General features: G+C 70.7%; 21 protein-coding genes. 5 read left to right on the top strand and 16 right to left on the bottom strand.

Features of this window, described 5'->3' with window-relative positions; translation table 11 throughout:
* Positions 1-79: 79 nt before the first annotated feature.
* The gene (locus tag IPZ69_RS26590; RefSeq protein WP_235457026.1) at positions 80-739 is read right to left on the bottom strand and encodes a response regulator; all 660 of its coding nucleotides are present in this window, start codon (positions 737-739) and stop codon (positions 80-82) included.
* Positions 736-1905: a sensor histidine kinase gene (locus IPZ69_RS26585; RefSeq protein ID WP_235457025.1), complete on the bottom strand. Its 1170-nt coding sequence runs from the start codon at positions 1903-1905 to the stop codon at positions 736-738. The genes IPZ69_RS26590 and IPZ69_RS26585 overlap by 4 nt, the downstream gene beginning before the upstream one ends.
* 297 nt (positions 1906-2202) lie before the next feature.
* Between IPZ69_RS26585 and IPZ69_RS26580 the strand changes: the two genes are divergently transcribed.
* Positions 2203-4365, top strand: a complete 2163-nt coding sequence (locus IPZ69_RS26580) for an ATP-binding SpoIIE family protein phosphatase (RefSeq protein WP_235457024.1) — start codon at positions 2203-2205, stop codon at positions 4363-4365.
* Between the two features lie 182 nt (positions 4366-4547).
* Here IPZ69_RS26580 and IPZ69_RS26575 read toward each other — a convergent pair whose 3' ends face one another.
* From IPZ69_RS26575 to IPZ69_RS26565, 3 genes are all read right to left on the bottom strand, one after another.
* A complete protein-coding gene (locus tag IPZ69_RS26575) occupies positions 4548-5732 on the bottom strand; it encodes a type III polyketide synthase (protein ID WP_235457023.1) in 1185 nt (394 codons plus the stop codon).
* Positions 5733-6526: 794 nt separating this feature from the next.
* On the bottom strand, positions 6527-7042 hold the full coding sequence (locus IPZ69_RS26570) for a DinB family protein (protein ID WP_235457022.1): 516 nt from the start codon (positions 7040-7042) through the stop codon (positions 6527-6529).
* 138 nt (positions 7043-7180) lie between these two features.
* Entirely contained in the window at positions 7181-7384 is a 204-nt protein-coding gene (locus IPZ69_RS26565) for a cold-shock protein (protein WP_235457021.1), read from the bottom strand.
* Positions 7385-8053: 669 nt separating this feature from the next.
* On the opposite strand from IPZ69_RS26565, the gene IPZ69_RS26560 reads away from it, so the two are divergent.
* The 3 genes from IPZ69_RS26560 (at position 8054) to IPZ69_RS26550 (ending at position 10907) form a co-directional block, all read left to right on the top strand.
* A complete protein-coding gene (locus IPZ69_RS26560; protein ID WP_235457020.1) occupies positions 8054-8602 on the top strand; it encodes an RICIN domain-containing protein in 549 nt (182 codons plus the stop codon).
* Between the two features lie 145 nt (positions 8603-8747).
* Positions 8748-9623, top strand: coding sequence for a PhzF family phenazine biosynthesis isomerase (locus tag IPZ69_RS26555; protein WP_235457018.1), 876 nt, complete (start codon positions 8748-8750; stop codon positions 9621-9623).
* Between the two features lie 729 nt (positions 9624-10352).
* Positions 10353-10907: a L,D-transpeptidase family protein gene (locus IPZ69_RS26550; protein WP_235457017.1), complete on the top strand. Its 555-nt coding sequence runs from the start codon at positions 10353-10355 to the stop codon at positions 10905-10907.
* A 102-nt stretch (positions 10908-11009) separates the two neighbouring features.
* On the opposite strand, the gene IPZ69_RS26545 is transcribed toward IPZ69_RS26550, so the two are convergent.
* A complete protein-coding gene (locus IPZ69_RS26545) occupies positions 11010-11519 on the bottom strand; it encodes a hypothetical protein (protein ID WP_235457016.1) in 510 nt (169 codons plus the stop codon).
* Positions 11520-11668: 149 nt separating this feature from the next.
* A complete protein-coding gene (locus tag IPZ69_RS26540) occupies positions 11669-12124 on the bottom strand; it encodes an NUDIX hydrolase (RefSeq protein ID WP_235457015.1) in 456 nt (151 codons plus the stop codon).
* A 169-nt stretch (positions 12125-12293) separates the two neighbouring features.
* On the opposite strand from IPZ69_RS26540, the gene IPZ69_RS26535 reads away from it, so the two are divergent.
* The gene (locus IPZ69_RS26535; protein ID WP_235457014.1) at positions 12294-13139 is read left to right on the top strand and encodes a hypothetical protein; all 846 of its coding nucleotides are present in this window, start codon (positions 12294-12296) and stop codon (positions 13137-13139) included.
* Positions 13140-13146: 7 nt separating this feature from the next.
* Here the strand turns inward: IPZ69_RS26535 and IPZ69_RS26530 are convergent, their stop codons facing one another.
* The 9 genes from IPZ69_RS26530 to IPZ69_RS26490 form a co-directional block, all read right to left on the bottom strand.
* Positions 13147-13911, bottom strand: a complete 765-nt coding sequence (locus IPZ69_RS26530; protein ID WP_235457067.1) for a phosphate ABC transporter ATP-binding protein — start codon at positions 13909-13911, stop codon at positions 13147-13149.
* Between the two features lie 109 nt (positions 13912-14020).
* Positions 14021-14950 (bottom strand): sortase domain-containing protein, encoded by a 930-nt coding sequence (locus IPZ69_RS26525; protein ID WP_235457013.1) that lies wholly within the window; start codon positions 14948-14950, stop codon positions 14021-14023.
* Positions 14947-16254: an Ig-like domain repeat protein gene (locus IPZ69_RS26520; protein ID WP_235457012.1), complete on the bottom strand. Its 1308-nt coding sequence runs from the start codon at positions 16252-16254 to the stop codon at positions 14947-14949. Before IPZ69_RS26520 ends, IPZ69_RS26525 begins: the two co-directional genes overlap by 4 nt.
* A gap of 21 nt (positions 16255-16275) precedes the next feature.
* Positions 16276-17178 carry a hypothetical protein gene (locus IPZ69_RS26515; protein ID WP_235457011.1) on the bottom strand — a complete coding sequence of 301 codons (903 nt, stop codon included), beginning with the start codon at positions 17176-17178 and terminating at the stop codon, positions 16276-16278.
* Positions 17179-17209: 31 nt separating this feature from the next.
* Positions 17210-19066 carry a DUF916 domain-containing protein gene (locus IPZ69_RS26510; RefSeq protein ID WP_235457010.1) on the bottom strand — a complete coding sequence of 619 codons (1857 nt, stop codon included), beginning with the start codon at positions 19064-19066 and terminating at the stop codon, positions 17210-17212.
* A 182-nt stretch (positions 19067-19248) separates the two neighbouring features.
* Positions 19249-20820 carry an Ig-like domain-containing protein gene (locus IPZ69_RS26505; protein WP_235457009.1) on the bottom strand — a complete coding sequence of 524 codons (1572 nt, stop codon included), beginning with the start codon at positions 20818-20820 and terminating at the stop codon, positions 19249-19251.
* Between the two features lie 69 nt (positions 20821-20889).
* A complete protein-coding gene (locus IPZ69_RS26500) occupies positions 20890-21885 on the bottom strand; it encodes a substrate-binding domain-containing protein (protein WP_235457007.1) in 996 nt (331 codons plus the stop codon).
* A 98-nt stretch (positions 21886-21983) separates the two neighbouring features.
* Positions 21984-24542 carry a hypothetical protein gene (locus tag IPZ69_RS26495; RefSeq protein ID WP_235457006.1) on the bottom strand — a complete coding sequence of 853 codons (2559 nt, stop codon included), beginning with the start codon at positions 24540-24542 and terminating at the stop codon, positions 21984-21986.
* A partial coding sequence (locus IPZ69_RS26490) for a hypothetical protein (RefSeq protein WP_374293935.1) occupies positions 24539-24758 on the bottom strand: 220 nt, incomplete at its 5' end. The genes IPZ69_RS26495 and IPZ69_RS26490, both read right to left, overlap by 4 nt.

The raw sequence follows: 24758 nt of genomic DNA, 5'->3' as shown, positions 1-24758 counted from the left end.
CGGCCGCGGGAGCGGTCCGGCACTGGGAGCGCAGGAGGATCGCGGCCCGGCCTCCTCCTTGAGGAGGAGGCGGTGGACGTCAGGGGCGGCGTGGTTGTACGAGGCCGTGGTCGTAGGCGGCGACGACCGCCTGGACGCGGTCACGCAGGCCCAGTTTGCGCAGCACGGCGGTGACGTGGTTCTTGACGGTGGCCTCCGACAGGCGCAGCCGCTCGGCGATCTCCGCGTTCGACAGCGCCTGCCCGATGAGGGTGAGCACCTCCCGCTCGCGGCCGGAGAGGTCCCGCAGGGAGGGCGGTGGTGCCGGGTCGGGTGTGGTGCGCAGGAACCGGTCGAGGACGCGGCTCAGCACGGTCGGCGCCAGCAGCGCGTCGCCGCGCGCGGTGAGACGGATCGCGTCGACGAGTTCGGCGGGGCGCATGTCCTTCAGCAGGAAGCCGCTCGCCCCGGCCCTCAGTGCGGCGACGACGTGCACGTCCACGTCCCACGTGGTCAGCACGAGCACCCGGGCCCGACTACCGCACTCCGCGATCTGCCGCGTCGCCTCGATGCCGTCCAGGACGGGCATGCGTACGTCCATCAGCACCACGTCGGGAACCAGTTCACGCGTCAGCCGCACCGCCTCCTGGCCGTCGGACGCCTCACCGACCACTTCTAGATCGTCCCGGGCGTCGATGATCATGCGGAATCCGGTACGGACGAGGGCCTGGTCGTCGGCCACCACCACGCGCAGCGTCATGACGCGCGCTCCACCGGCAGCCGTGCCGCCACCTCGAACCCGCCTCCGGGCAGCGGACCGGCGCGCAGGCTGCCGCCCACGAGCCGTGCGCGCTCCTTCATCCCCACCAGTCCGCGTCCCGCTCCCGCAGCGACCGAACGACCCTGTGACGTAAGCCCGTTGTCGATCACCGTGACCTGCACGCACTCCTGCTCCGTCGTCACGCGCACGCTCACCTCGTCGGCGCCCGGCGCATGGCGCAGTGTGTTGGTGAGGGCCTCCTGGACGATCCGGTAAGCCGCCAGATCCACCGCGGCCGACAGCCCCTCGGTGGCGCCCTCGCGGTGCACGTGCACGGTCATCCCGGTCGCGCGCACGGTGTCGGCCAGCTCGTCCAGACGCGCGAGGGAAGGCCCTGGCGCGCGCTGCTCCCCTGCCCCGTCCTCCCCCTCGTCGGGCCGGAACGCACGCAGCAGCAGGCGCAGTTCACCTAGCGCGGAGCGGGCGCCCGTCTCGATGGCCCGGAGCGCCTGACGTGCCTGTTCGGGCCGTTCGGTGAACACGTCGTCGGCGGCGCCCGCCTGGATGACCATCACCGAGAGGGTGTGCGCGACGACGTCGTGGACCTCGCGCGCGATCCGCGCGCGCTCCTCCACCACGGCCCGGCGCGTCTCCGCCCTGGTACGTGCTTGCTGCGCCCTGCGCCACTGCCCCGCGGTCCACGCCAGGACCACCGTCAGCAGGTAGACCGCGAGGCCCGCGGGGCCACCTGCCACGAACGCGAGCGGCGCCGGTAGGCACATCGCCGCGAGCGCCCACGCCGACACCCGCCGCGGCCTGGTGGCCGACAGCACGCACAACGTGACCTGCGCGGCGAGCAGCGCCCCCGTCAAGGTCACCACGGGCAGCAGCGCCCACACCGCGAGGCCCGTCGCCACGTTCGCGGCGAGTACGGCGACCGGGGCGCGCGCCTGCCACCTGAGGGCGCAGACCTGCGCGAGGACCAGGGCCAGGGCCACGGGCAGGCGCCGGCCGTGGTCCGTGCCGGCGACGAGCACCGAGGCGCCCAGGACGGCGAGCACCAGACCGGCCGACCCCCACCACAGCGCCCGGGCCACCCGGGGCGACAGCTCGCCCCGCGCTTCCCCGGCGAGCGCGTCGTCCGACTCTCTGCTGCTGCGGTCCACGTCCCGACCCTATCCAGCGGCGTGAGCCGGGCCGTCCAGACATCACCGCCGGCACTCATGCGCAGAGAGCGAAGGCCAGGACACCGGGTACGGGGACGTACCGGGACCTCACCGGAGCCGAAGGCGCCCCCGACGGTCCCGGTGTCCCTCACTGTCCGCGTTCGCCGCGTGATCCGCTGATGTGGGCGAAGCGACTCCCGGTGTTATTCAATGAGGTGTGTCGTCAGGGATCTCGGGCCCGTCGGACGGATCCGGGTACGGCCCCGGCGCTGCGCCGGGGATTGCTGAGAGAGCCGCATGGACTCCACACCCTCCCCTTCGTCTTCTTCGCCGTTCGAGCTGGTGAGCGGCGCTCTGGGGCGCTACATCCCGAGCGGCAAAGCGGCAGCGGCCGCCGGCCCCGCCGACGCGGAGGGCGACCGCACCACCGGTCCGCGCGTACCCGACACGGCGGCAGCGGGCCGTCAGGAGCAGATTCTCGGCGCGGTCAACCTGGACAGGGATCTGAGAATCACCCGTTGCAACCTGGACGCGCCCGTGTTCGCGGGTCTGGACGCCAAGATCGGGAGCCCTTTCGTCGATCTCCTGCCTCCCGGGGACGTACCGACGATCACCCGGCGGTTGCGGCAGGTGCTGGAGACCGGTGAGGCGCACGTCGCCCGGATCCAGCGCCTGCGGCGCAGCGACGGGTCGGAGCTGGTGGTCTCGCTGAGCATCCTGCCCGCCGCGGTGCCTCAGGAAGGCCTGACCGTCTCCGTGATCGCCATGGCCAAGAGGCTGCACCTGTACGCCGCCGAGACCGCGATCGGCACCTCGCTGGACATCGGCGAGACCGCGCAGTCGCTGGCGGAGTCCCTGCTGGCCTGGGGAGACGTGGCCGCCGTCGACCTCGACTTCGCCGTGTGGACGGGCGAGGGAGTCACCGAGCAGACGCTGGGGCGCATCCGGCTACGGCGAGCGGCCCTGGTGCCGGACCGGGCGTGGCCCGAGGGCTACGTGACTCCGGGCGACGATCTTCCCAGCGACGCGAGTCGTCTGCTGTCGCAGGCGGTACGGCGGGACGATGCCCCGCAGGCCATCGTGATGCCCGACCGGGAGGCGGTCGAGCGGGTACTCGGCAGTCCGCGGGTGGTGCGTGCCCTGGTGCCCGGCGACCGGTCGGCGGGTGTGGCGTGCATACCGCTGGTCCTGGACGGCCCGCCGCCCGTCGTGCTGGGCGTGGCGGAGGTCTGGCGGCGGGCGGACCACCCCTTCCGCGACAGCGAGCTGTACGACCTGCAGGAATTGGTGGCCAGGACCGTTCATCACGTCGACCTGGCCCGTCAGCACCAGCGCGAGCACACGCAGGTGCTGGCCCTGCAGCGCCGGCTGCTGCCCCGGACCGGCGGCGACACCATCGAGATCGCCAGCGTCTACCAGCCCGCCACCCCCGACAGCGCGGGCGTCGGCGGCGACTGGGTGAACAGCTTTCCGCTGCCGGACGGCCGTACCGCGCTGGTGGTCGGTGACGTCGTCGGGCACGGCCTGGGAGCCTCGGCGACCATGGGCCAGCTGAGCATGGAGGCCCGCGCGCTGCTGTCCGCGGGGCTGGCGCCCGACGAGGTGCTGCAGCACCTGGACGAGACCGTGACGCTGCTGGACGACGCGGAGTCCGGGCTGGCGGCCGGCTACAGCGCCCTCGGGTCGACCTGCTGCATCGTCCTGTACGACCCGGTCAGCCACCACGTGGCGCTGTCCAGCGCCGGCCACCTCCCCCCGGTCCTGGTGTCCCCTGACGGGCACGCGGGCCCGCTCGCGGTCCGCCCGCATCCCGGCCTGGGCGCCGAGTTCGCGCTGCGGGAGCCGTTCGACGTGCACAGGTTCGACGCACCCCCGGGCTCCCTGCTCGCCCTCTACACCGACGGCCTGGTGGAGGATCCGGCCGAGTCGATCGACGAGGGTATCGGCAGGCTGGCGGACGCCGTGTCCGCGGTGCACCCCTGGGACACCCTGCAGCAGGCCGCACGGCGCGTCGTCTCCACGCTGGCGCCCGTGCACCAGCGCGACGACGTGACCCTGCTGCTCGCGCGCATGATCGGTTACCGCAAGGCGGACACCGCGACCTGGCGGCTGCCCGCCCGCGACGACGCGCCCGCCCGTGCCCGCGCGCTGGTCTCCGCGCTGCTGCGGCAATGGCACACCAGGGACGACACCGTGGACAACGTGTCGCTGCTGATCAGCGAGCTGGTCACCAACGCGGTGAGCTTCGCCACCGGTCCTGTCACGGTACGGCTGATCAGGGCCGGTCACGGACTGCTGTGCGAGGTGGGCGACACCGGCAACGGCAGGCCGCGCCTGAGCCGGGGCAGCCTCCTCGACGACCGCGGTCGTGGCCTGTACATCGTGCACAGGCTCACCACCCGGTGGGGGGTGCGGTGGACGGACACCGGCAAGGTGGTCTGGGCGGAAGTCGCGAGGTGACGCGGCCACGGGGCGGGCCCTCGCCGACGCGTGGGAGCACGGCGAGGGTACGGGCGGCGCGCCCGTCGGCCGGCGCCACCGGCAGCGCCCTCAGCGGTGCCGGTGTCGACTCCGGTGATGCGGGTGGCTCGTTTGCCGGTATCAGCAGCGCGGTTTGCCGATACGGGTGAGACGGCCTCGTACTACAGCCACTCCCCCTCCAGGGCGGTGGCGCTGAGGCCCGGTGCCGCCGCGTACAGGACGGCGCGGCTGCCTGACTTCTGCCCGGCGTCGTGCGCCCGCCGCATGATGTCGAACACGGCGGCGCCCCCGCGGTTGCCGGTGGTGTAGCTGTCCCGGCTGTAGTTCAGCAGCCCCGACGGCCACGCTTCGGGCATCGTCTGCTCCATGTACTCCAGCACCCGGGTGCCGCCGGGGTGCGCGAGCAGCACGTCGGGGTGCCAGGACTCGGGGTCGTCCTGGTAACGGACGCGCAGCCACTCCCACATCGCGGTGACCGTCTCCTGTACGGCGCGCGGCCCGCGCCGGTCCATCACGAAGTGGGTGCCGTCCGACCGCGTCTCCAGGCGGTGCAGGTCCTGGGTGCCGGGCAGGGTGTGGTGCCAGGCGGAGTCCAGTCGCAGCACCGACTCGCGCCTCTGGCGGCCGGTGACCACCATGGCGGCCGCGGTGTCCGCGAACAGCAGCCGGACGATCAGGGACTCAAGGGTGTCGTCCGCGGGCTGGTAGGTCGTGCTCAGCGCCTCCGAGATCACGACCAGGACCACTCGGTCGGGGTCCGCGGCCACGAGTTCCGCCGCCAGCGCCAGGGAGCGGGTCCCCGCGATGCAGGCCCACTGCGTGGCCGGCAGCATCATCACGTCGTTGCGGAGCGAAAGCTTGTTGGCCAGGGCGACGTCCAGGCCCGGCAGCGCCGGGGTGGTGGAGTGACTGGTGATCAGGCAGTCGACGTCCGCGACGTCCAGCCCGGCGATCTGCAGGGCTCCGCGCGCCGCTTGCTCCCCGTAGGACTGCACGGCCTCCCAGGCAGGTGCGGTGCGCTCCTGGACGGTCTGCGGCGCGGGTATCGCCTCAAGGGTGGCTATCACGCGGTCCACGTCCTGCTGGGTGAACCCCTCGCGTGCCAGCGCCTCTTGGGCCGGCCCGACGCCGACATCCCGCAGGCCGCTGCCCTTGCCCGGCGCGACGACGGTCTCCAGCGGCAGCATCCACCCGCGGGTCTGGATGCCCGTACTGGCCGCGATGCCGTCGATCCGCGGCGCCCACGCCGCATGCGGATGCCGGTCGCGCACCTCCGCCACGATCTGGCTGGTCTCCACCGCGTGCTTGCCGTGTATCACGGCAGGAGGACAGAGGTAAGCGGCCATAATGCGCACCTTTCTTGGGGGAGCTAGGAGGACGGCACGAGTGCTGTGTCCTGGGCCACTTGGGACTTCGCGCCCAAGAGAATGCCGGTGAGCTCCGCTTCGGAAGTCGGTGGACCGAGCATGGACGCCAAAGGGACATTTACGCTGTGACCAAGACAACTTGGACAGCACTTTCAGGCCGTGACACGGCACACACCGCTGCCAACGGAGGGGGCCCTCAGGGTGGCTCCGCAGGCTCCAACTGACGGCCAGTCAGGTAGCCGTTGGCGGACAGGGGGCGCTGGTGGCGGCGTACTGCCGCGCGGACCGACGCTGCCACCCGAGATGGAGGAGGCCAGCAGAATGAGCACCGGTGGCGGCCTGGCGAGTGGATCCGGTGTCGAGCCCGACAGTGACGCAGACCACTCGCAGCAAGCTTCAGCGGTTCCGAGCGACATCCGACCCGGACGACGGGCCGGTGGGCGACATGAAAAGTGGCAGAGGGGCGCTTGCCGTGCCGGCGGCCGGGGTGACCTCGGGGGCTACGTCGGCCCGGCGCGGGCGCGGGAGCGTCAGCACGAGACGGAGGTCGCGCGGTACCGGGAGAAGCTGGAGCTGCCGTACCTGGGCGAAGCGCCGCCGGGCCTGCCGGTGTCCGGTGAGATGTCCCGTGAGGTGGTCACGGCGCGAGGCTTCCCCGGCGGTACCCGCGAGGTCACCCTCCCCCGAGGGCACCCCTGACCTACAGTCAGCCCGCTGGGCTCGAAGCCATGCCTCTGCCTCTGCCCAGCGGGAACGGCGAAGTCCGTGGAACCCTAGACGCCGGTCTGCCCATCGACGAGCTCGCGGACGATATCCAGGTGACCGTTGTGACGCGAGATCTCCTCGATGAGGTGCAGCATGATCCAGCGGAGATCCACATGCCGGCCGTCGCTGATGGGACGGCTGGCGGTCGCGTTCAGGTCGTGCTCGGCCAGCAAGCGCCGATAGTGGGCGCTCTGCTCCTCGTACTCGGTAAGAAGACGGGGCAACGGAATGTCGACCGCCTGCCGCATCTCAGGATCCGGATCCTCGTCCGTGGCCTCGGTGAGAGGCCCCACAGACTCCTCCCCCAGGAACATCACCTGCACCCAGTGATGCTCGACCCAGCGCAGATGGCCGATCAGGCCAGAGATCGTCATCAGCGGTGAATCCGGCAACGGGGCCTTGCGGGCGTCCTCCGCGGACACCCCCTCACACTTGGCCCGCGCCGTGTCACGGGCATAGTCGAGAAACGTCGTCAGCTGTGTGCGCTCATCCCAGGTGGGAGGCGTATCAGTTCGCTCAGTCATCCCGGGCATCCTCCACCAACCCCGGCCTCACGTCGAATGATTAGCCACCTCCGGCCCGTCGCACCGAGGTCCCCTCACCACAACCGTGATGAGGGGACCTCGCAGTCTGCGCCGACGCGGCAACAGAAAGAGCGCGTATCAGATCACCCGGACCCGTGACGCTTGCGGACCCTTCTGGCCCTGCGTGATCTCGAACTCCACTCTCTGGTTGTCCTCCAGGCCCCGGTACCCGGTTCCCTCGATCTCCGAGAAGTGCACGAACACGTCCGGGCCCTCACCGTCCTGGGCGATAAAGCCGTAGCCCTTCTCCGCGTTGAACCACTTCACTGTTCCCTGCGCCACGCTTCAATCCTCCATGCTGAAAACGCTGCGGCCTGGACGGCCGCGCAGGCCATGTCTGCCTGCACTGCCCATCCCACACCTTGCAACCGAAACCGGCCGCATTTGATTACGCGGTTCGGGTGAGGCGAACGCAGAGCACCCGCACCGGCTACCGGCACCGAAAGGGCCCGAGGCGGGGAAGCGGGCGGGACCGGGTGGCCGGCCATACCCGCGGGCTCCCGCTGAAACAGTGGATCGCCGACGCCCGCCGCCGCTACGCCCGCAACCGATGCACAAAGCCAAGCCGAACATCGCCAATCCTGCCCGATTTCGGGCAGAATCGTGAACGTTCACTCGGGCACCGACATCGCGCCCCTTCACTCGACGTCACCGCACTCCCAAGGTCGCCCCACGGGAAACCCGCACCACCCGAGCGAGAGGACGTCTACATGAACATCCCTTCGGTCCCGAACAGACAGCCCTCGCCATAGGCCGGACCAGGGCATTGGGGCAGTACGCAAGTCCCGGAGGGAACAGTTCCGCCAACACGCCTAATTTTGCGGGACGTTGAGCCACACCGCGCTGATCAAAAGGCATCACCACACGCGCCCTGGCATGCGATCATGCGGCGTCGGAAAATGATCATACGAAACCGGTCGTATGACACGGCTCTTCATCCACTGAGGAATCATGTCGCTGAACCCACGCACATCCGTGCGCCGCTACCTCGCCGTACTCGTCACCGCGTTCGCCGCGCTGTTCGGCCTGTCCGTGGCGCCTGCCCAGGCCTACTACGACTCGAACTCGGTCTACCAGATCAGACCCGCGCACGCCCAAGGCATGTGTCTGGAGGTGGCCGACTGGCGCAAGGACAACGGCGCACCGGTGCGCCAGTGGCCCTGCACGGGCAAGCCCAACCAGCAGTGGAGGTACGTGTATGACACCAACCGTTCCGACGTCTACTGGCTCAAGAACGTGTGGAGCGACAAGTGCCTTGAGATCGCCGACTGGCGCACGGACAACGGCGCCCCCGCCCGGCAGTGGGACTGCCACTACGGCGCCAACCAGACCTGGGTCGCGAACGCCGGCTCCCCGAGGCTGATCCACCCGGAGTGGTCCTACGCCGCGAACAAGTGCCTTGAGATCGCCGACTGGCGCACGGACAACGGCGCCCCCGCCCGGCTCTGGGACTGCTACTACAACCCCAACCAGAACTGGTACTTCGACACGGTCGGCTGACCGCTCGCGAAGAATGACCGCCCGGCCGGGAACGGCCGCGACACACCCAGCCGGGCGGGCTGCCCTCGATGGCGTGCTCGTCACACCCGTAGGCTCCGTCGACGTCCCCGGAATAGCCGTGCACCCGCCCCGCGTTACCGCGATCATGACGACGAACGCACCGCGGCCCGAGGTTCTCCGATACACCGCCTTCTCCAGCACCCCCGACGGCGGAAATCCCGCCGGTGTCGTGCTGGACGCCACCGATCTGGACGACAGCGACATGCTGGCCATCGCCGCCGACCTCGGATACTCGGAGTCAGCGTTCCTGACCGCGCCCCCGGAGGGCCTCGGCGGCCAGGAGGAACGGGCTTACAGCATTCGCTACTTCAGCCCCAAGGCCGAGGTGCCGTTCTGCGGGCACGCCACCGTCGCCACCGCCGTCGCGCTCGCCGAGCGGACGGGCCCCGGCAAGCTGCTGTTCGCGACGCCCGTCGGCACCGTGCCGGTGGAGGTGGTCGCGGAAGGCGGGACGGTCAAGGCCACCCTCACCAGTGTCGAGCCGCACATCGAGGACATCGCCGACGCCGACCTCGCAGAGGCGCTCGCCGCGCTCGACTGGCCGGCCACCGACCTCGACCCGGCCTTCCCGCCCCGTATCGCCTTCGCCGGCGCCCGCCACCTCGTTCTCGCGGCGGCAACACGCGCGCGTCTGGCTGATCTCGCGTACGACTTCGCGCGTCTCGAAGCCCTCATGCACCGCTTGGACCTGACCACCGTCCAGTTGGTGTGGCGGGAGTCGGCCACCGTCTTCCATGTCCGTGACCCGTTCCCCGTCGGCGGCGTCGTCGAAGACCCGGCGACCGGCGCCGCGGCCGCCGCGTTCGGCGCGTACGCCCGTGAGCTCGGCCTGGTCCCCCAGGACGCCCTCCTCACCCTGCACCAGGGCGAGGACCTGGGCCGACCCGGAGAACTCACGGTGACACTGCGCACGGGTGACCCGCGCGTTCGGGTCAGCGGCACGGGAGCGCGCATCGGCTGACAGTGCCGACCACGACGGCGGTCCGGCGGGTCAGATTCGACCACGGCGCGGACTTCATGTCGTCCGTCGCGGAGTTCTGCCGTGGCATGCGGGCGATGTGAGGTCCGGATCTCGACCGGAACCCCTGCGGATCCTGCTCATCGGCCCCCACCCCGACCCACGCGGCTCGCCCCGCCAGGTTCGCCTGTCCTGCCCAGGACCGCAGCAGCACTGTCTTGCCGCTCCCCGCGGGCGCGGACACGACCGTGACCCGAGCCGACCCCTGGAGCCGATCGAACAGTGCCTGACGAACCACCACCCCGGCCCCACCAGGACCATCGCCCCCGCGGGCCACAGCACCCGATCCCGTGCCAAAGCTCACGATCCCGATCATCGCACGACCTGTGAAATGGCCGACCACGTCGCCCCCGAGGCAATGGCGCCGGGCACAGCGCGGCCGTTAGGCCGGTTGCCGTCTCCGGATGCGTGCCGGGGCCGTCCCGCCACAGGATCCTGATCATGCGGATATCTACTCTCATACGGCCCTGTCCCCTGCCGACGCGGCGCGGCGACGCGCGTCCTGCCCTTGCTGCGGCTCTTGCCTGCGGTGTCCTGCTGGCCGGCACCTCGGCATGCGCCGGATCCGACGAGCACACGAGCCGCGTCGGCGCGCCGGGTGTCAACAACCCGGCGGCACCCGGCTCCCCCGGACCGGAAGCGGGCCCGCGCGTTCCGGGCGTCGGAAGCCGCATGTGGAAGCGCGTACCGGCCGACACCCGCCAGGCGGTGGTCGTCTATGGCGATGGCCGGGACTCCGCCGAAAGCACCGTCGTGCTCTACGAGAAAAAGGCCACGGCCTGGAAACGTGCGGGCAGTTGGCCCGCACACAACGGCAGGCTGGGCTGGACGACCGACCACCACATGGATGACGAGCGCAGTCCCGTCGGTGCGTTCTCGCTGACGGATGCGGGAGGGTCTCTTAGTGATCCGGGCAGCCGCTTGCCCTACTGGTACGACGACAACGCCTTCGCGTCCATGACGGAGGAGGGCGACGAGCACGCCCACGACTTCGACTACGTCATCGCCATCGACTACAACCGGCTCAAGGGTGTCCCACCGTTCGACTGGAGCCGTCCCCAGGGAGTGGAGAAGGGTGGCGGCATATGGCTGCACCTGGACCACGGCGACGGCACGTCTGCCTGTGTCACCGTTCCCGAGTCCGCGATGAAGACCCTGCTGCACACCCTGGATCCCCGCCTTCACCCCGTCGTGGTGATGGGAGACCGGGAGCGGCTGAGAGCCTGACGGCCGGCCTGACCCGGTCCGAATACGGCGTCCGACGTGACCGCCGGGCTCAGCCCCGGCGGTCAACCAGGGCGTTGTGTGAAATGAGGAGGCTCTGTCCGGTCAGTCGAACGCCACGACCAGGCGGACGCCGTCGTCACCGAAGCGGCCTGCCAGAGCCTTCATCACGGCGAAGACATGCGGCCAGTCCGTTCCAGGACCCAGGACAGTACCGACGGTCCGCGGTTCGTATGTGCACATCACTCCGTCGGCGCTCCGCCCCACACGTTCCGTCGCGCTGTGCAGATCCGTGGGCGACGCGGCCGCGAGATCCATAGATGCCAGCTCCGCCCAGCTGACCCAGCTCGCGCCGTACAGGCCGCCCTCCGCAACGCACCTCCCCAACTTCTCGCGCATCCCGCTCGACAGATCGACGGGAAGGCCACGCTCTGGCGCGAGGGGTTGAAAGCCCGCGTAGTTGCGCACTCCGAAGAGACAGCCGAAGGCCGCGTAGTCCGTCTCGTCGTACAGCGGCCAAAGATCCATGGCGGCCACCCACGGCTCGCCCTCGTAGTAGTCGGTGTCGACGCCGGGGTGACGAAACTCGATGCCGCCATGGATGTCCGTACCCACGATGCGGAACCGTAACAGCGCCGGCCGGGACAGGCACCTGAGTTTGTCGGCAGGTCAGCAACGGAGGCGGGTCGAACAGGAGGTTGTCTCACGCCGGTCCGCGTGGAGACACGCAGTCCGGTCCAGAGGGGCTCGGTGGACGCTTCGCATCAACGGCCGGAGGCCGCGCGCAGCCATCGCGCATGTCGGCGGATGCGGGATGCGTCCTCGGGGAAGTAGCTGGCCCAGTCCGCGTCCAGGGCTGTCCAGGCTGCCGGCTGTCCACGCTCCGTGGCCAACGGCGTTGCGGCATCCACGATCGCAACGAACGACAGTCCAAGAGTCGCCGGCCACTCCGGGCGATAGGACCGCACTGTCGCCGCCGCAGGTTGTGGCAGTAGCTCCGCCTCCACGCCTGTTTCCTCGAAGAGCTCGCGGCGTGCTCCCTCTCGGGGCGTTTCCCCCGGCTCAACGCGCCCGCCCGGAGGAACCCAACCCCGCCAGCGGTGATGTACCAGCAGCACCCGCGCGAAGTCCTCGTCAAAGACCCACACTTCTGCAGCAGGAGGCTCCGAGGGCCGCCGGCCGACGGTCGTCAGCCCCTGGCTCGCCCCGTCGAACTCCATTCTCGCCAGCCGGACATCGGCGACCGCGGCCTCAATAACCCGCTGCCCGCGAATTCAAGGTGGATCGGATTACCGCCGATAGGAAGCTTGACACTGCAATCGACCAGTCGCCCCAGGGCGAAAAGCAGCTTATGTTGTCGGCGATGGAGCTACCCAGAAGGAGCGGTTCGTGCGATTCGCAGTCACCATTCTGCGCCCGGCAGGGTATCAGCACTGGGAAGCCTTCAAAGAGGTCGCCACAACCGTGCATTTGGCACTGTTGCGCCTTGGGCATGACAGCGTACTGACCCATGACCCTCGACTGCCCGGACGCAGGCACATCATTTTTGGATCCAACCTTCTAGCAAATCACCCGAACCCGATCGATCTCTTTCCAGAGGACCATATTCTGTACAACCTGGATCAGGTCTCCCCCGATTCCCCTTGGATCACGCGGGGTCTACTGGATTTGTTCCGGAAGCACAAAACCTGGGACTACAGCGCTCGTAACATCACCGAACTGGAGCGCATGGGTGTGGGCGGCGTCCAACATGTCCCCATCGGCTATGTTCCGGAGCTGGAGCAAATGCGATCAGCGGCCGAGGAGGACATCGATGTGCTCTTCATCGGTTCATTGAACGAACGACGCCTCGCTCCGATCCGGCACCTTGCCTCGGAGGGGCTCAACGCCGTCGCTCGGTTCGGCCTGTACGGCGAAGCGCGCGATGCGCTGATGGCCAGAGCAAAGGTCGTGCTGAACGTTCACTTCTACGAAGCCAAGATCTTTGAGATCGTCAGGGTTTCCTACCTGTTGGCCAACGGCAGGTTCGTAGTGTCCGAGCACGGCTGCGACGCCGAAGAGGAAGCCCAGTACGCTGCCGGTCTGGCTTTCACCGACTACGCCAAGATTACTGACACTTGTCGTCACTACGTCGAGCATGCCGATGAGCGGCGTTCCCGTGCCGAGACAGGCAGGGAACTCATGCGCTCGAATCTCGCCACGGATTTCCTGCGCCCCGCCATCGCCGCCCTGTAGGGGCGACTCAGCCGAAGCGGCCCTCCACGTAGTCCGCCGTGCGAGGGTCGGACGGGGTGGAGAACATCGTGGACGTCGGGCCGTGTTCCACGATGGCGCCGGGGGTGCCCTGTTCGGCCAGGAAGAATGCGCACTGGTCGGAGATGCGGGCGGCCTGCTGCATGTTGTGGGTGACGATCACGATCGTCACCTCGCGGGCCAGTTCGCGGATCGTCTGCTCGATGCGGAGGGTGGAGGTCGGGTCCAGGGCGGAGCAGGGCTCGTCCATCAACAGGACCTTGGGGCGTACGGCCAAAGAGCGGGCGATGCACAGGCGTTGCTGTTGGCCGCCGGAGAGTGCGCCGCCGGGCTGGCGGAGCCGGGTCCGCACCTCCTGCCACAGGCCCGCCTTGGTGAGGCATTCCTCGACGAGGTCGTCGCGGGCGGCGCCGTGCAGATGCGTGCCGGTGAGCTTGAGGCCCGAGGTGACGTTGTCGTAGATGGACATCGCGGGGAAGGGATTCGGCTTCTGGAAGACCATGCCTATCCGGCGCCGGGTCTCGGTCAGACGGCGACGAGGGGCGTAGATGTCCTCGCCGTCCAGGAGCACCTCACCGGCCAGGGAGGCGGCCGGGATGAGTTCGTGCATGCGGTTGAGGATCCGCAGGAACGTCGACTTGCCGCAGCCGGAGGGGCCGATGAGAGCTGTCACCAGGCCGGCCGGCATGGTCAGCGACACGCGGTCGAGGACCTTGTGGTCACCGAACCAGGCAGAGATCCGGCGGGTGTCCAGGGTGGCTCCGGCGCCGTCCGAGTACGGCGGGAGGGGAAGGGTGGTCTCGGTCTCCGTGGCACTGCTCTGGTCTGTCAAGGCAAGTCCTCGGTCGGCGTCACATCGGGTGTCACATCAGGTTGGGCAGCAGCTGTGCCGCCTGGTCGGCGACCGTGAGGCCGAGTGCGCCGAGCAGGGGCACGCCGACCACCCAGGTGGGCCGGCGGCCCCAGCGGGCGTGGGTCCACGCGACGGCCGCGGCCGCGGCCAGGAGTGCCTGTCCCCACAGCACCAACGGCAGCCAGGCCGAGCGCTGGACGCCCATCGGCGTCTCGTCCTCGGGCAGGGCGCCCGGAGTCACGCCCGGGGCCCCCGCCGCCTGGACCTGCGAGACCAGGTCCGCGTCGACGCGCAGTATGCCCCGGGGCATGAAGGGCGTGCCGTCCGCCGTGACCAGGGTCAGGCGGCCGTGGCCCGCCGCGGGGGCCGGCGGCTGCGGATCTCCGGCCCGGCGCAGACCGATCACCCGGAAGGTGTGCCTGCCCTGACCCGTGGTCATCGTGAACTGCAGCCCCGGACGTAGCTCGCGCAGGTGCAGGAACGGGCCCCCGAAAGTCGTCTGGCGGCCCATGACGACACTCACCCCTGCCTGGCCCGGAAGCGGCGTGTCCCGGCGGTGCCCCGGACCCCGGGCCAGGTCCTTCGCGGTGGTGCCCTCCCGGACGACCTCGCGCAGATGGAGCGCGGGGACATCCAGCACCGCCACCGGCGTGCCGGGCCGGACCGCCCCGCCGACGGGGGCGACCCCGTTGGCTAGGGCGCCCCGGAGGGCGGCGTAGTCGACCTGCCGGTCACGGGCATGGCGGAGGTCGCCCAACGGGCCGACATCCAGGACGAATCCGAGAAGCAGCGCGCCGAGGATGCTCAGCGCGACCCCGAGGACACGCACCCCGGGGCCGGCCGAGCGGGTCTGCCGTACCCGGGCGGGCTCCCCCCGCGACAGGTCGTCGAGCGACCCGCCGTCGGAGGGAGCCTGCGCCACGATGCCGGGCGAGGTCATCCCACCCTCACCGACTTGGACGTCATCGTCCCGTTGGCATAGCCGGCCCGCTTCGCGACGACGGTCACCGTGATCAGGTGGCGCTTGTCCCCACGGGTGAGGACGTACGTGGAGTGCGTCGCGCCGCGGATCGCGTGCCCGTCGCGCTTCCATGTGTAGCCGTACGACGTGGCCGTCGGGTTCCAGCTGCCGGGCTTGGCGGTGAGGCGCTTGCCGACCCGCGGGGTTCCGGTGATCGACGGACGCACCGTGTTCTTCAGGGCCGGGCCGAGGGCCACGGTCACGGAGGGACTGGTCGCGGTGGTGCTGCCGGTGCTGTTGGTGGCGGTCACCCGGCAGGCGATCTTGTGCGGGTAGTCGGCGGCGACGAGGCCGCGGGTGCGCCCGGTCGCGCCGCCGATCACGGTGCCGTCACGCAGCCAGGCGTAGGTGTAGGACGTGGCGCCGCTGAAGGTGGCGCTGCACGTCACCGTGGAGCCGACCCTGACCGTGCCGGTCACCTTCGGTGCCGTGACGACCTGGGGCGCCTTGATCTTGACGGTGTAGGGCAGCGCGGCCGAGGTGGAGGGAGCGTAGGCGGAGGCGTCGGACGGTGTGAACTCGGCGGTCAGCGAGTGGCTGCCCACGGCCAGGGCGCTTGTGGTCAACGATGCCGTTCCGGAGGAAACGGGGACCGGGCTGCCGAGTGCCTGGGCGCCGTCCTTGAACTGCACCGTGCCGGCCGCAGTGTTCGGCGCGACCGTCGCGGTGAGCTTGACGGACGTGCCCTCGACGACCGGGCTCGCCGGAGCGGCCGTGAGCGTGGTCGTCGTGGCGGTCACGGACCCCGCCGGGTCGGTGTTCTGGTAGGCGGTGTTGGAGGTGAACCAGATCGGCGAGCCGAAGTCGCCGTACGTGGTCGAGCCGAAGGCTCCCCGGCAGGTCAGCGTGAAGTCGTAGCGTCCCTGCAGGGTGGTGAAGCCCGCCGTGTTCGCGTAGTCCCGCATGGTCTGCGTCAGCGGCACCACGATCCCGCCGTCGACGGACGTCTGGTAGGCGCTGATCGGTGAATTGCCCACCACGATCTGGCCGTCCGCCGGGAATCCCGAACCGGTCACCGAGACGATGAGGTTGGTCGCCGGGCTGGGGCACCCGGCCGAGGTGGTGAGGGTCATCCCGGTGGTGTCCGTGCCGGTGGCCGGACTCACGTCCAGGGTGCCGAGCGAAGCCGCCACGGCTCCGCTCGCGCCGAGCCCTATCGCTCCGGCTACAAGTACGGCGGCGATGCCGGCCGGGAGTGTGCGGCGCGCTGAAGTGAACATCATGGCTTGTCTTTTCTCCTGGCCTCAGTCGTGCGAGCGGTCGGTGACGTGGTGCGGGGTGTCGGCGAAGGTCAGCAGCCGGCGTCGGCGTACGGACTGGACGAGGACGCCGCCCACCAGGACGAGCGCCGCGGCGGCGGAACCGAGGAGGGCCGCGTTGGCGCCGGTGTGGGCGAGGGATCCGCCGCCGCCACCAGAGCCGCCGTTGACGTTGGTGCCGATGCCCTCGGAGCCGCCGGAACCACCGGCGCCGCCGGAGGTGCTGCCGCCCGAGTCACCCGTGGTGGCCGAGTCGCTGGGGGCGGCGGTGTCGGTCGGCTCCGACGTGTCGGTCGGCTCCCCGGTGTCGGTCGGCTCCGCGGTGTCCGTCGGGGTCGCCGTGTCCGACGGCGTCGCGCTCCCGGAGTGCGTCGTCGAGGCGGACGGGGTGGTCGTGGACCCGCCGTTCGGGTCGGTGCTCTGATAGTCGGTGTTGGAGGTGAACCAGATCGGCGCGGTGAAGTCGGCCAGGCTGGTGCCGTTGAACGCGGTACGGCACGTCAGGGTGAAGTCGTAGCGCCCCTGCAGCTTCTGGAAGCCCGCCTCGTTCGCGTAGTCCCGCATCGTCTCCGTCAGCGGGACGACGTAGCCGCCGGCGGGCGTCGTTCCGTAGGTGCCGAGCGGTGAATTGCCCACCACGACCTTGCCGTCCGCCGGGAAGCCGGAGCCGGTCACCGACACGATCAGGTTGGTGGCGTTCGACGGGCAGGCGCCCGCCGAGGTCAGCGTCATGGTCTCGGTGTCCTTGCCCTTGGCCGGGCCCACCTCCAGCTTGCCGCCGGCGGCGGCGTGCGCGCCGGGCACGGCGAGCAGCCCCGCCGTTCCGCAGGCCAGCAGCAGCGTTCCGAGTCCGGCGGCGGCCGGACGGGACAGGCGTTTCATCGACACGTTGATGTCTCCTCTGGCTTTGGTGTGGGTTTCAGTCGCCCGATGCGGACTGGACGGTGCGGGCCCGGCGGCCCCGCATCCAGAAGACGGCGCCCACGAGCAAGGCCAGGAAGGCGACGACGAATCCGACCGACGAGAATGCGATGAGCATGGTGTTCGAGTGCTGGACCGGAGCCTCGGCGACCGTCTTGGTGAGACCGGCAGCGCCGTTGGGCGCCCCGGACCCGTTCGGCGGCGTGGCCGGTGCCGCCCCGCCGCTGCCCGAGGCGGCGCCGCCCGGCGCGGCCGACGCGCCCGGACCGCCCTGCCCACCCGACGCGGACGGCTGCGACGACGCCCCCGCGGCCGCGGACACCTCGGCCTTCGTACCGTCCCGGTAGGCCTTGCCGGAGGCGAAGCGGAGCGACCCGGTGAAGTCCCCCAGGCCCGTACGGGAGAAGGCCCCCTTGAGGCAGGTGAGCGTGAAGGTGTAGGTGCCGCGCAGGGTGTGGAATCCGGCGGTGGTGGCGTAGTCCCGCATCGTGTAGATCAGCGGGATCGACGAGCCTCCCCCGGGCGCCTTCGGGTACGTGGCGACGGGCGCGTTGCCCACGACGATCTGGCCGCCGCGCGGAAATCCGGCACCGGCGACGCGTGCGATGACGTTCGACGTCCCCGTCGGGCAGGGCGCGGACGCGGTGAGGGTGATGGGCTGGGTGTCGCTGCCGTGCGCGGGAGAGACCGTGAGCTGCCCGGCGTCCGCCGCCCGGGCGGAGGGCGCGCCGACGAGCACCATCGCCGCGGCGACCAGGCCCGCGGTCATCGCCGTGGCGCGCCCGGCCGGGGCCCGGCTCGGTCCGGCCGGGGCGGGACGGCGGTTCGCGGCGCCCGCGCCCCGGCGCCGCCGACGACGCCGTACGAGGTTCACCGTCACGGCGGTGAGGAGGATCAGCACCAGGCCCAGCACAGTCCACGGCACGGCCCAGAAGCCGGCGGCCGCGGTGACACGGGGCCGGACGGGGGGCGGGACGTCGCCGCGTACCGGGACCGGGTCGACGGTGACCGTCGCGGTGTCCCGCACCGTGGGCAGGACGCCGGTCGCGGAGGCGGTGAACGTCAGGGCGGAGCCGGGCAGCAGTTCGGCGATGTCACGCGGCCCCCGCACGGTGGCGCCGCCGCCGAACAGGTCGCTCACGCGCAGCACTTGGCGCGCGCCCAGCCGGACGTTGCCCGTGTTGCGCACGGTGTACGTGACCGTCGCGGACCCGGTCCCGAAGGGGTTGAGCGTGCCGTGGTAGTCGGTGTGCGGGCCGTCGACGGCGAGCCGCGGGGTGAGCTTGCCGGAGACCCGCAGGTAGATGCGCGCGCCCACGCGCTGGTCGACCCTGACCTTGTTGCCCTTGGCGTCCGTGCGCGTGGCGGAGAGCGAGGCGACGATGCCGCCCGCGTGGTCGCCGGGGGTCGCGCTCCGCGGGACGGTCAGCGTGAGCGGGACGATGACGCGTGAGCGGCGGGGCACCGTCACCTTTCCCTTGCCGAGCTTCACCCAGGAGCCCACGGCAGTCGACTTCTTGCCCGCCGCGAGCACGTCGAAGCCGCCGTCGGCGGTGATGAAGGCGTCGCCCCCGTACAGCCGAAGCGTGATCGGCTTGGTGCCGTAGTTCCAGACGGCGATGTGGTCCCGCAGGGCCGCGCCCGGGGTCACGCTGTAGGAGAGGTTCGGCCGCTGGTCGGGTTTCTTCGCCCCCGACGGCTGGATGCCGAAGGTGGTGCGGCCGTGCGGGGCGGCGCTCGGCCGGGCGGCCGGAGTCGACGCGGCGGCCGAAGCGCTGCCGGCGGTGGCCGGGAGAACGGCGAGGACGCAGACGGCGAGAAAGGCGGCGAGGCGGCGGACTGTCGTGCTGATCATGTCGAGTCGTCCGATCGGGCGCGAGCGCGGGCAGAACGGAGGAACGGCCGCCCGCCCCGAAAGGCAGTCGGGGCGGACGGCTCGCCCCGCGAAGCGGGGGTGAGTCCGGGGCGGAAGGGGCCCGCCCCGGACTCTCGGGGCGACGCCGGGGGGCCGACGGCGCCCCAGGCCATCCGGGAGGGTCAGATGGCCGTCAGGGTGAGCGTGGCCGTGTAGGTGCCGGCCACGGTCGAGGTCGGCACCTTGAGCGCGAGGTCGGCGCCGAAGTGGGCGGTGCCGAGCCCCGTGCCGGTGGCCAGTGAACGGGACGACTTGAGACCGGCGTTGCCCGCGTCACCGGACGCGACACCGTTCGCCGGGTCGACGACGGCACCGGCCGCGGCGGTCTGGCCGGCGGACTTGTCGACCACGTTCGGGGTCCAGCCGAGGTTCTGGCCGTTGATGGTGTGCGTGCCGCCGTCGGAGAAGTCCGACGCCTGGCCGCTCACCGACCAGCCGGGGTTACCGGCACGGGTGTCGGTCAGCGTGACCGGGTTGATCTTGCCCGCGGTGGTCAGCAGGTCGCCGGTGGGGTTCAGCACCGGGGACGGCAGGGTGACGTTCGGGTTGTCCACGCTGATGACCAGCGCACCCGAGTTGACGGTGGTGGTGATGTTCTCGGAGGCGGTGACGCCGGCGAACGGGCCCACCACGTACGCGACCTGGGCCGAGGACGACCCGGTGTACTTGGTGGTGTCCGTCGGGACGAAGGTGGCGGAGAAGGAGTGGTCACCGGTGGGCAGGCTGGAGGTGCTGTAGGTCGCCTGACCGCCCGAGACCGGCACGGTGGCCAGAGTGGTCGTGGTGGCGCCCACGGTGTCCTGGAACTTCACGGAACCGGCCGCGCCGTTCGGCGTGATGGTGGCCGTGAAGTTGACCGGGCTGAACTGGGCCGCCGTACCGGCCGGGGAGACGGCGAGCGCGGTGGTCGTCGGCTGGGCCGGAGCCTGGTTCACGGTGTAGGCGACCGTGCTGGAGGAGGACCCGGCGAAGGCCGGGTCGGTCGGCGTGAAGTCCGCGGTCAGCGAGTGCGGGCCCGCGCCCAGCGTGCTGGTGCTGAAGGTGGCCGTGCCGTTGTTCACGGTCACCGGGGCGCCCAGCGCCGCGCCGTTGTCGCGGAACTGCACGGTGCCCGCTGCGGCGGCCGGGGCCACGGTCGCGGTCAGCGTGACGTTCGTGCCCGTCGTGACGGGGCTCGCCGGGCTCACCGCCAGGGAGGTGGTGGTGGGCGTCTTCGCGGACGGGTCGGTGTTCTGGTACGTCGTGTTGGACGTGAACCAGACCGACGCGGGGAAGTCACCGAGGCTGGTGGCGTTGAACGCCGTACGGCAGGTGACGAGGAAGGTGTACTTGCCCGTCAGGGTGGTGAAGCCGGCCGTGTTGGCGTAGTCCCGCATGGTCTGGGTCAGCGGGATGATCAGGCCGCCGCCCGCGTCCGTGCCGTAGGAGCTGATCGGCGAGTTGCCGACGACGTTCTGGCCGGCGGCCGGGAAACCGGTGCCGGTCACGGACACGATCACGTTGGTGGCGTTCGCCGGGCAGGCGCCCGACGTGGTCAGGGTCATGCTGGAGGTGTCGGTGCCGGTGGCCGGGGTGACGGTGGCGGTACCGATGTCAGCGGCGGACGCCGACGGGGCCACCAGGCCGACCGTCAGCAGCGCCACCAGGCCCGCGAGACCGCCCGCCGTGACCCGCGAGAGTCTGAACTTCCACACGGTTGTGCTCTCCTTCTTCGAAGGTGTTGCCGAAGGTGGTTGCGAACGTGGGGGGTTCGACCGGCTGGGTCAGGGGGTCTGCTTGGTGGTGTCGCCGCAGTTCGGGTTCGTCGCGAACCCGTACGTGTTGATCACGTTGTTCTGCTGGCAGATGAGGGAGTTGTTCCCGACGAACACGGTGCTCCAGGGCGCCGTGCCGATCTTGCTGGTCGGGATCACGTTGTAGACGTCGCGCTTCACGCCGAAGCCGCCGTTGAGGGTGTTCGGCGAGACGTCGTCGATCGTGCCGAGGATGGCCCGGCCGCGGACGTCCGCGATGGTCTGCGAACTCTGCGCGTTGTACTGGGCGATGGAGAACGGGGCGATCGACTTGTCGTCGAGAACGCGTCCGTCGTGCTCCTCGACGGGCGAGCCGTTCTTGGTGTCCTTGATGCACGGGTAGACGCCGGCGACCACGTCGGCGTCGGTGATGCCCATCGTGGACTCCCAGAAGGAGCGCGTGCCGGAACCCGCCTGCGGCAGGTAGACGGTCATGCTGTAGTTCGGCCCGGTCCCCACGTAGTTGGGGTCGCAGTGGTAGATCGCCTTGAGGTCGGTCAGAGCGAGCTTGCGCGGCACCTGGCTGGTCGGCGTGATCGCGTAGCTGACCGCGTCCACGGCGAACGGGACATAGGTCAGGCCGGGGGTCGCCGCCGAGAGGTTGAGGCTGGAGGACCGGGAGAAGTCCAGGCACCCGTTGTTCGCCTGCTGCGAGGTCAGCAGGGCGGCGCGGCCGGCGTTGGAGCCGTTCGGCCGGGTCATGGTGCAGCCGGGCGTGGTGGCGGGGTCCTTGGTGGTGATGTTCGCCGAGCCGGTGGCGTCGTACGAACCGAGGACCTTGGTGCCGTTGATGGTGATGGAGTTGGCGAGGCCGTTCATCACGCCCTGGGTGGTGTCGGAGCCCACACCGGACAGCTGTCGGTAGGTCGGAGTACCGGACGGGTCTGCGACGGCGGCGCCGGCGCAGACGGTACCGGTGAGGAGGCCGGCGACGCCGACGGCGGCGATCGCTATCTTTCTGTTCACGCGGGTTTACCCCTCGGATAGGCTTGCGCCGGGTGGTGCCCGGCGCCCATGTCAGACAGTTCGTTGGCGCGGACCTGTCGATCGGTCGGGTACGGGCATCACCTCCCTCGCTCGCGTGGTGTCAGGCCCCTCGCCCGCCAGGCCGCGACACCGGCCGCCAGCTGTGGTGCCACCCTCGGCAGGAGGGGGCCGCTGACGGCGGAGGCGAGCCCGACGACCAGGGCGATCAGGAGGGTGTAGCGCGCGAGGCCGAGCACCCAGGGCGGAGTGAGCAGTGCGGGGGTCCCGCTGGCGGCGGGTGCCGTGGGCGCCGGCGAGCCGGACGGCTTCGCGCCCGCGGACGGGGAGGAAGACGGGGCCTTGGACGAGGCTCCGGCACCGCCCGCGGACGGCCCGCCGGAGGTCCCGCCGGCGCCCGCACCGCCGCTCGACGTGCCACCGCCGCTCGACGACCCCGGGCCACCCGAACCACCGGCCGAGCCGCCGCCCGAACCACCGCTCGCGCCACCGGAGCCGGAACCGGTCTTCGCTCCCGCCCTGGACGAGATGGCGCCGGCCGCGGCGACGGTCTGCCGGCGCAGGTCCTGCGGCAGCGAGGCGTACCCGTCCGGGAGGGTCCCCGCGGACACACCCGGCTGCTGCCCCTTGTCCACCGCGAACCTCAGGAGCGTGGCGAGGTCCTGGCCTTCGTTCTTGGTCAGCTTCTCCGGCACGGTCGCCGCATAGGTGAGCAGGGTCAGCGGATAGGCGCCCGCGGACCTCGCCCTCGGGTTGCTCTGCAGCACTCCCGGGACACCGCTGGGCTTCATCGCCGCCTCACCCGCCAGCAGCGCCGGCTTGGTGGGGGCCACGAAACGGCCCGCCGCGTTCTGCAGCTTCGCCGTCACCAGCCCGTAGCGGCTCGCGGTCGCCGTGTCGGTCACGGCGAGCACGGCCCGTTGGCCCGCGGGCTGCGGGGGGTTCTTCTTGTAGGCGGGCGGGAGGGTGGTGTTGTCCCAGGTGGTACGGGCCAGTGTGTCGCCGCGGGCGACCGCCCTGGCGCCGCCGTGCATGTCGGAGGAGTACGGGTGCTTGTCCTGCACGCACAGCGGGTTGTCCGGGTGGTCCTGGAACTGCTGGCAGTACGGGTCGCTCTTGGGGAAGTCGTTGATGGGCAGCTTGATGCCCTTGTAGGCCGGGTTGACCGTCATTCCCGAGAAGGAGGCGTCGCCGTAGCGTCCCTTGGTGTCGGCGGTCCCGTCGAGGAACTCGCGGGCGGCCGGGTCCTGCCCGACCCAGTTCCACAACTGCCAGGCGGCGTCGGACAGGGCCTCGGGCACGATGGCGTCACCGAGGGAACCACCGAAGTCCAGGTCCGCGTAGTCGGGGTTGTACTTTCGGAACTCGGGGTCGCGCGCCAGGTTGAACGGGTTGTTCTGAGTGCTCGGCGCGAAGCGGGAGTTCCCGTCCTGGTACGACTCGGTGAGCAGCTTGGCCACCAGTCTCGGGGTGAGGTTGAGCGAGGTGAGCCGTGTGCCGTCGCGCGCCTTGACGGGGCCGGGCGCGTTGAAGCCCGCCCGGCTCTCGATGAAGAAGCCGATGGTCAGGCCGGACAGCGTCATGGGAGCGTAGACGGGCTTCTGGCCCGCGGGCACCTGGTCTCCGATGGCCGGCCGGTTGAGGAAGACCATGCCGGGACTGCCGGAGACCAGCTTGGCGCGGGCGGTGTCGTCGGTCACCTGGGCGTAGCCGTAGATGGTCTTGCGCCCGGTCTGGCACAGGGCGGGCTGCCAGCGCAGGACCGCCTCGGCGACCGTCTCGTCGCCCAGGGTGCTGCGCTCGTCGGCGCCGATCGGGCAGAAGTTGCCGATCGGCTCGAAGCTCAGCGGTACGACGATGCGGTGCTGCCAGTTGGTGGCGCTGAGCGGCGAGGACTGCAGCAGGCCGTTCGGCTGGGACCGGTAGGGGCTGCCGTCGACCTCGTTCTCGCCGCGCGGCACGACGACCAGCCAGCACTTGCGTCCGGTGGCCGGGTTCGTCCTCCCCGCGGGCACCGCGCCGCAGCCGAGGCCCGGCGCCTCCAGGGACGTCTGGACCTCGAAGTACACCTGGCCCGTGCCGTCGGTACCGCTGCGGGCGTAGGGGACTTCGTTGGTGCTGTTGACGTCGTAGAACTCGTTCCAGTTGCCGGTCTTGATCACATCACCGGTCACCGAGCGGAAGGGCATGTACGAGATGCCGGTCGGTGTCGGCGGCGGGAGCTGCTGGGCCGGGTCCTTCAGGCCACCGTAGGTGAGTTGCCGGGTGTTGGTGTACGCACCGGCTCCCTGGCTGCCCGCGCCGGCGCCGAGCGCGGACGAACCGCCGAACTGGCACTGCTCCGGGTCGGGGCCGTCGGCCGCGTCCCCCCAGCACTGCATGATCTGCAGGTAGTCGGCGGCGTAGTTGGTGTCCGAGACGGTGGGGGTGGCGCCCTTCCAGGAGATCTTCACCACCTGGTTGACCAGATGGGTGGTCTGACTGACCGACACCTTCAGGTTGGCGTAGGGGCCGTGGCCGGGGACGGTGACCGCCGCTTTGGATCCGCTGTCGGCCCGGGGGGCCGCCGCGGCGGTGCCGGTCAGCGCGAGGGCGAGGGCGATGAGCAGGCCGGCGAGCGACCGGCGGGAGGCGTTCATGAGCGCCCTCGCTTCGCGCGGAGCCGGGAGTTCAGCAGCGGCGGTCCGACCGTGATGACCAGCAGCAGCACGGCCGCCAGCGCCATCAGCGCGCGCTGCATGCCGTCCCCGATGCCCTTGGAGGTGGAGACGGGCACGGCATACGCGTCGCCGCCGCTGCCGCCGCCCCCCGTCGAACCGTCCGTGCCGATCACCTGGCCGGTGTCCGGGTCGACC

It is taken from the genome of Streptomyces olivochromogenes, assembly GCF_021538895.1.
Classification (GTDB): domain Bacteria; phylum Actinomycetota; class Actinomycetes; order Streptomycetales; family Streptomycetaceae; genus Streptomyces; species Streptomyces olivochromogenes_A.
The sequence above is the reverse complement of the archived record's forward strand: the minus strand, read 5'-3'. Positions and strand labels throughout refer to the sequence as shown.